At 50.8% G+C, this 254-nt stretch carries 1 pseudogene; it reads right to left on the bottom strand.

The window, feature by feature from the left end:
• Window positions 1-163, bottom strand: a pseudogene (locus REG_RS11495) (flavodoxin domain-containing protein); the annotation flags it as partial.
• Window positions 164-254 lie beyond the last annotated feature (91 nt).

The raw sequence follows: 254 nt of genomic DNA, 5'->3' as shown, positions 1-254 counted from the left end.
GGGGATGCCGAGGATGAGAATGGAAATAGTCCTCCATCAGCTTGGGCGAGACGTCTTTCAGGTTGTGCAGGTCGACCAGGTCTTCACCCAGAATCTCACGGATTTTTTCTGCCGCCATCTCGGTGTAGCAGGTGCTGGAGCCGTAAAACAGACCAATCTTCATGTGTAAACCGTTACGTTGCTGTTTAGAGAATTGCAGCGAGTATACCTGATTTGCGTCGGCTTAAGGCATAATGGCGCGGGTGGAAATGCAA

The organism is Candidatus Regiella insecticola LSR1, assembly GCF_000143625.1.
Classification (GTDB): Bacteria; Pseudomonadota; Gammaproteobacteria; order Enterobacterales; family Enterobacteriaceae; genus Regiella; species Regiella insecticola.
The sequence above is the reverse complement of the archived record's forward strand: the minus strand, read 5'-3'. Positions and strand labels throughout refer to the sequence as shown.